The sequence below is a fragment of the Ruegeria sp. YTSA075 genome, assembly GCF_059610245.1.
This window is the reverse complement of the sequence record NZ_JBXWNG010000003.1, coordinates 497,159-504,035: the sequence shown is the minus strand read 5'-3', so window position 1 is coordinate 504,035 and position 6,877 is coordinate 497,159. Positions and strand designations below refer to the sequence as shown.

The 6,877-nt window shown below is 56.2% G+C and carries 5 protein-coding genes; 1 reads left to right on the top strand and 4 read right to left on the bottom strand.

The features are described from left to right. Nucleotides 1–402: 402 nt before the first annotated feature. The 4 genes from AC2FGE_RS08530 to AC2FGE_RS08515 all read right to left on the bottom strand — a co-directional run bounded on the left by AC2FGE_RS08530 (nt 403) and on the right by AC2FGE_RS08515 (nt 5,627). A complete protein-coding gene (locus AC2FGE_RS08530; protein ID WP_496818767.1) occupies nt 403–810 on the bottom strand; it encodes a hypothetical protein in 408 nt (135 codons plus the stop codon). A 103-nt stretch (nt 811–913) separates the two neighbouring features. Beyond that, a complete protein-coding gene (locus AC2FGE_RS08525; protein ID WP_496818766.1) occupies nt 914–3,472 on the bottom strand; it encodes a TRAP transporter permease in 2,559 nt (852 codons plus the stop codon). A 97-nt stretch (nt 3,473–3,569) separates the two neighbouring features. Then, nucleotides 3,570–4,562, bottom strand: a complete 993-nt coding sequence (locus tag AC2FGE_RS08520; RefSeq protein ID WP_496818765.1) for a TAXI family TRAP transporter solute-binding subunit — start codon at nt 4,560–4,562, stop codon at nt 3,570–3,572. Nucleotides 4,563–4,712: 150 nt separating this feature from the next. Further along, nucleotides 4,713–5,627 carry a LysR family transcriptional regulator gene (locus tag AC2FGE_RS08515; RefSeq protein ID WP_496818764.1) on the bottom strand — a complete coding sequence of 305 codons (915 nt, stop codon included), beginning with the start codon at nt 5,625–5,627 and terminating at the stop codon, nt 4,713–4,715. A 129-nt stretch (nt 5,628–5,756) separates the two neighbouring features. Here AC2FGE_RS08515 and AC2FGE_RS08510 point away from each other — a divergent pair, with 129 nt between their 5' ends. Further along, the gene (locus tag AC2FGE_RS08510) at nt 5,757–6,830 is read left to right on the top strand and encodes a tartrate dehydrogenase (protein WP_171669730.1); all 1,074 of its coding nucleotides are present in this window, start codon (nt 5,757–5,759) and stop codon (nt 6,828–6,830) included. Nucleotides 6,831–6,877: the final 47 nt, after the last annotated feature.

Sequence of the window (6,877 nt, the reverse complement as noted above, 5' to 3'; positions counted from 1 at the left end):
GTTCGAATTCGTCTGACAGCACCGCCACCCATACCCGTCTAACTTCAGTTGTGCTTTCTGACCCGGAATTGTGCCGCAATTCCCGCGAGTTGACGCATGTGCTTTCAATCAGAGACGGAGCAGACTGTACATTCATAGGACAATTCAGGCGCGGGTCTCAGTGTCGCATTATAGCGAGGTCGCTTTGGGCCAGATTTTCCTGATACCCGGCAATTTACAGGGAATTTTCTTTAGATGGGTTTAGAACTTAGAGTTTCACATGTCAGAACTGTATGTTTTTCAGAGGCTTATAATGCAGATTCCCTAAAAGGTGGAACAGGGAAATTTCTCGCGCTAACAGGGAATTGGTCCGCCGGATCAGGGTGGGCGAAACCTGCTTCAGGGACGCAGGATCTGGAGCTATCAAAAGCCGAACAGGCGTTCCTGTTCGGTCCAGTCAAATGGGTGGGTCACGCTGACCAGACGCTTGAGTGTGAGTTCGGGCGGCTGTGTGCCGTCGAGAATCGCAGCCTGAATCTTCGGGGAGAGAAAGGCGAGATGGGCGCGGGTGCGGATGAAGGCGCCGGGGACGCTCTCACGGCGTGCGATCTCCATCAGTTGAACTCCGGCTTTTAGATCGCGCGCCCAGCCATGGGCGCGGATCAGCATGGACCGGAGGTGGGGATCAGGTTGGGGTGCCATATCTCCGGCGATGACCTTGACCTCGACGCCGCGCCGTCGCAGATCGAAGGGTGCGGTGATGTGTTTGAAATCTGGGTGCAGATTATCAGCAGCAATGCCAAGCGCGCTTGCCAGGGTTCGATGGTTCAATTCGAGGTCTGAAGCACAGGAAACGCTCTCTCATGCCGTGGACCCAGGAAACGCTCAGCTCGACACCGCCAATTGAGCGGACCGGAGGGAAACTGCTGACGCGTTAGTCGGCGCCTCTCATCGGAATGGGCGCATCAGGGTCTGGATGGAAGAGGCGCTGCACAAACCACGTCACGACAGCCAGTCCGACGCCAATCAGATCGGTCAAAAGCCCCCCAGATATCAGGAACAGTGCGGCGACGATCAGGAGGCCGCGGATGAACCAGGCTGAGCGCGCCCCGACGAACCACCCCTGCACGCCGCTGGACAGCAGGAACACACCGATGACGGCCGTCACACCTGCGCGTAGGATTTCGAGCGTCGTGCCATCCATCAGGAGCGCCGAGTTGTAGAAGAACATGAACGGCACAATGAAAGCGGCGATGCCGATCTTGAACGAGGCTACCGAGGTTTCTATTGGGTTGGCACCAGATATCCCTGCGGCCGCATAACTGGCCAGTGCAACGGGAGGGGTGATCGCGGAGAGAACCGCGAAGTAGAACACGAAGAAGTGCGCCGTGAGCTGGGGGATACCAAGTTGCACAAGGCCAGGTGCAACCACGCTTGCTGCGACGGCATAGGCCGCGGTCGTGGGCATACCCATACCGAGCAGGATTGCAATGCACATCGCAAAGAACAAAGCCAGAAGCTGGGACGCAGCGGCAAGATCAAGGAGGACCGCAGAGAAACGCGCGCCGACCCCTGTGAGGCTGATGACGCCGACAATTATTCCTGCGCAAGCGCAGACCGCGATGATTTGGATCGACATGACGCCCGCGAGTTCGAACGCCTTAAGTATCGAGCGCAACCCCATACGGTATGGGGTCAGCCAACTGACGACCACTGCCGCAACGGTGGCGAGCGTCCCGGCGCGGATGACTGAGTAGCCAAGGAAGAGCGCATAGATAAGGATGATGATCGGGATGAATAGATAGACCTGACGGACCATCTTGTTAAATTTGGGCAGCTCATCCTCGCGCATGCCGCGCATACCGAGTTTCGCAGCCTCAAAATCAACCATGAGGTAGACGGAGACGAAATAGAGCACCGCTGGGATGATCGCCGCGATCGCGATCTCCTGATACGGGATACCCGTGATCTCAGCCATGATGAACGCACCCGCACCCATGATCGGTGGCATGATCTGCCCCCCTGTTGAGGCTGCCGCTTCGACTGCGCCAGCGGTCTTCTTATGGTAGCCGACCTTCTTCATTAGCGGGATCGTGAGCGACCCGGTCGCCACCACGTTGCCTGCCGAAGTGCCGTTGATCATGCCCATGAGACCAGAGGCAAAAATGGCAACTTTCGCGGGACCGCCCCGCGCGCGCCCCGCCGCGGCAAAGGCAAAGTTGACGAAGTAGTCGCCCACTTTGGAGGCCTGCAGGAACGCAGCAAAGATAATGAAAAGGATGATGTAGGTCGAGGAAACCGCTGTCGTTGGCCCAAGAATACCGGCATCGGAATAGACATGGCCGAAGAACCGCTGCCAGCTATAGGCGTTTTCCACTGCGAGGATGCCGGGCAACAGGTGGGCAGTGAAGGTGTAGATCAGGAAAACGCCCGTAATGATCACAAGCGCAAGACCAGTCACGCGGCGGGTCAATTCCATGACAAGCGCAGCGCCCGCAGTGGCGGCAAAGGCCACACCAATTGGTACTTCTGCCGTGCCCACCGAATTGCGAGCGGCAGTGGAGTAGACCACGACCAGATAGGCGGCAACGATCAGACCGCAAAGAGCCAAAACAATGTCGGACAGAGCGAAACGATCGCGCTCCACTCGATCGATCCAACCAATAACAATCGCTGCAAAGGTTGCCACGAGAAGTGGCACACCGAATTGCCAAATCTCAGCTTCGAAGATGCCTTCATAACTGGGAAACGCACCAAGGCGTTCGCTGCCTTCAGGCAGAGACATCCAAATCACGCGTCCTCCAACTTCGGCCGCGTCGCCTGAGCTCAGGAAATTGGCGAAGCCAATAACAGTATATGCTGACCAAGCAACCGGGATGAGCAGGGCGGCAGAGACCATTTGCAAGCCCGATCCACGTGCAACAAAGCCTGCACCAAATTGCCCAGAGGCGAACAGCAAGAACCCAAGCGCCAGGGCTCCGCCTATGTGGAGGATGCGGAAATTCCATGTCTCCAGTGGGAATTGCGGCAAGAACCATAGTCTCTCGGACCACGTTGTGCGCACTGCTCGCGCCTTACGCGTTAGAGCGGCGGCTTGGTCCCGTGCTGTATCTAGTGCGGTGATGCTGATGGCTATGTCGTCCGCGTTTTCAGCCGTTGACATAGTCTCATCTGCGAGCGCCTTGAGGCGGCGCACCGAATTCCCTTCGAACGCCTCTCCGGCCGCGCCAAGCGTTGCACGTAAATCGGAAAACGCCGCATCGGCGGCTGCATCGGCGCGCTCTGCTTGAATTGTCGTAGGCAAAGCAATGAGGTTCGACAACGAAACGCCGTTCAAGGCGATCATGTGCAGCGCGGCATAAATCGTGGCCACCGCAGCGACGATGAAAAGACTACGGCCTTCAAACAGACGACGGTTTCCTTCGATGGGCTCTTCGTCCACCCCATCTGCAATCAGGTGGTCGTCATCTTTTGCCGCGTCTTTCTGCGTCATCGTTCTGTTCTCCGCGTGTCCGTATGCCCGCAAAGTAACCGCGCCCTGAAAAGAGCGCGGATTCGTTTGTTTAGACTTGCCTCAGTAGCAAAAGTACCTAACCGCCGTGGACCATATCCGCCGGGATGTCAGCGCCCGCGTTTTCCATGAACCACTTTGCGGCACCGGGATGCCATTTCATCACACTGTTGCGGTCCCAGAACTCAGGCAGCGTCGAACGTGCCGCCTTGTGCGTGGCGACCATCCGTTCGTTGTCGGACATGACTGCATTCACGACCTCGAAAACGAAGCTTTCGGGGAGATCGCAATTTGCGATTGCGAAGTTCCACATCGATACGGAACGCGCCGGTGCATCGAGAGTTGTGTAAGTGTCGGCTGCGATATCGAACTGTGCCACCGGGAAAGCAGCGGTGATATTTGCCTGCTCCTCTTCGGTGAACTCGATGATGTTTACATCGGTTTGCACTTCGAGCTGCGACACGGCAGGGACAGGAACGCCAGCGGCAAAGGCGATCACGTCAAGCAGACCGTCCTGCAACTGTCCACCCAAATCAGACCAACCACCATTGCGGCGTTCAAAATCCACACCCAGCTCTTCCATCATACGCGGGAAGTAGGTGTCTGATGTCGATCCTGCCGGACCAAAGCCGATTTTCGCTCCGGCTGGAATGTCAGCGACGCTTTCGATGCCTGAAGACGACAGTGCGGTGATCGAGAACGGCGTCTGGTACATCGGGAACATGGCGCACGCGTTGGTCATTTGAAGACCCGGCGCGATTGGGTTGTTTCCAGCAATGGACTCGGCGGCGGGCCCCATAGTGGTCATGCCGAATGCCAGATCGCCCGCATGAACAAGCGACATGTTTTGCATGGGTCCACCGGTGACTTCCGCACCGCCAGCAACGCCGGTCGCCTCAGAAACGATGCCGCCCCAACCGGAGCCGTATCCGAAATATGTGCCACCCTGGGAGCCGGTCCCGATGGTGAAGCTTTCCGGCCAACCTGTGCGGTCCTGCGCCGAAACGTTGCCTGCAGCCGCCAACGTGATCGTCGCTACAACTGCAGCGGCCGTCGTATGTCTAATATTCATGTATTTCCTCCCGAGATCTGAACTCATGCAGCTGCAACGGTGCTCAAGCCGCACGTTTCGAATTGTGCAGAAGTTTTAATACGTCTGTTTTGCTTGACACCAGCACCTAGGATGCATCGGAGGTTATACAAATTATTGATATAATGCGCCTCAAGCGGTCCGTGAAAGCTCCAGCAAATTCTCTTGAAGAACTCGCAAGAAGGCGTCACGAGATTCATGTCGCGTTTCTTTGAGCCAAACTGCTGACAACGCAAGGCTCTGTTTTGCAATATCCGTCGACCCGTTCAAAGTAACAAAACTGACGCCCCCAACCGCCAGGCGCGAGGCCCACTTGGGAACAACTGCGAGTCCGACGCCTGTGCTGACTAGGCTGACGATCGTTTGTTTTTCTTCGGCGATTTGGGCGATCCGGGCTGTGTATCCTGCCTCGAGCAACAACTTTATCGTCAAATCGTGGCTATGCGGCCGCGAGCCGCGATCCGGAACAATCAATGGCTCATCGGCAAGGTCCGTCACGCTCACAGCTTTGCGTTTTGCGAGGCGATGATCCTCTGGCATGGCGACAACCGTTGTTTCCGAAAAAAGAGGCAAAAAATCGAGCCGACTGTCCGGCGCGTCCGGGGGACGCACGATCGCTATGTCCAAGCGGCCCGATAGCAGTCTCGGCAAAAGACGAATTGTTTTTTGCTCTAAGAGCTCAACGTCGATCTCGGGATAAGTTTCATGGACTTTCGGGAGCAGTTGCGGCATCAGCCCAGCAGCGGCACTGTCAATTGCGCCGATCCGGAGAATTCTCGATTTTCCGTGAGTGCCTTCACGAAAAGTGCGCTCCATCTGATCAGCTTGCTCCACCAAGTCGCGGGCCTGAGCGACGAACTCGCGCCCTGCATCCGTCAACGCTACATGTCGCGTTGTTCTGACAAGAAGTTGTCCACCGAGCCCCTCTTCCAAAAGTTTGATATGCCTGCCGAACGAGGCTGGGAGCATGCCAAGTTTCTGGGCGGCTCGGCCGAAATGCTGTGTCTCGGCCACGGCAATCAAACATCGAAGTTGGCGCAGTTCCATCTGGGTCTCATTATATCAATTTTTTATATGATACAGCTACGATTGCTTGTGGTCCAACAAACAAAGATACACTCAACTTCAACGCTTCTCACAGCGTTCCGAATGACGAAGCGTCTAAAGGGGAGTGATATGAAGACGTACAGAATCGCCGCTATTCCCGCTGATGGGATTGGACCGGAAGTCATTGCGGCGGGTGTCCAAGCCCTTGAAGCGCTTTCCAAGCGGGATGGCAACTTCCAGCTTGAGTTTGCCCATTTTGATTGGGGTTCGGAACGCTACAAGCGCGACGGCGCGTTGATGCCCGAAGATGGGACGGAGACGCTCAAAGCCTTTGACGCGATCTTTTTCGGTGCAGTTGGCGCGCCTGATGTTCCCGATCACTTGACGCTCTGGGGTTTGCGGTTGCCGATTTGCCAAGGCTTTGATCAATACGCAAACGTACGCCCAACCCGCATTTTACCTGGCATCCAGGCCCCTTTGGCGAATGTCGGGCCAGGGGATCTAGATTGGGTGATCGTGCGCGAAAACTCCGAAGGCGAGTATGCCGGGATGGGGGGGCGCGCGCATCGAGGCCTTCCGGAAGAGGTTGGAACAGAGGTCGCAGTTTTCACACGAGTCGGTGTCACCCGCATTATGCGTTATGCGTTCAAACTGGCCCAGTCACGCCCCCGAAAGCTGCTCACAGTGGTGACCAAATCTAATGCTCAGCGCCATGGTATGGTCATGTGGGACGAGATCGCTGAGGAAGTATCAAAAGACTTTCCTGATGTAACTTGGGACAAGATGCTTGTGGACGCGATGACCGTGCGGATGGTGAAATCACCTCAAGGCTTGGACACAATTGTCGCTACGAACTTGCATGCCGACATATTGTCCGATCTTGCAGGTGCACTGGCCGGGTCTTTAGGGGTTGCCCCAACGGCCAACATCGATCCGGAGCGGCGGTACCCTTCCATGTTTGAACCGATCCATGGATCTGCATTCGACATCACTGGTAAAGGCATTGCCAATCCTGTGGCAACATTCTGGACAGGAGCACAGATGCTCGAACATCTTGGTGAAACGGATGCAGCGCAAAGGCTCATGCGGGCCGTGGAGAAAGTGTGTTTGGACGGTGTCATGACACCTGATGTCGGCGGCCGATCCAATACACAAGAAGTGACGGACGCTGTCTGCGACGCAATTAGGGGCGATAATATTTAGTGCGAGTTCCACCAAGATACGTTGAACTCTGCACTATGTCTAGATTT

Excerpts from the sequence above, each read along its gene's own strand:
- AC2FGE_RS08525 (WP_496818766.1), bottom strand. The coding sequence starts at position 3,472 with ATGACGCAGAAAGACGCGGCAAAAGATGACGACCACCTGATTGCAGAT.
- AC2FGE_RS08520 (WP_496818765.1), bottom strand. The coding sequence starts at position 4,562 with ATGAATATTAGACATACGACGGCCGCTGCAGTTGTAGCGACGATCACG.
- AC2FGE_RS08510 (WP_171669730.1), top strand. The coding sequence starts at position 5,757 with ATGAAGACGTACAGAATCGCCGCTATTCCCGCTGATGGGATTGGACCG.
- AC2FGE_RS08515 (WP_496818764.1), bottom strand. The coding sequence starts at position 5,627 with ATGGAACTGCGCCAACTTCGATGTTTGATTGCCGTGGCCGAGACACAG.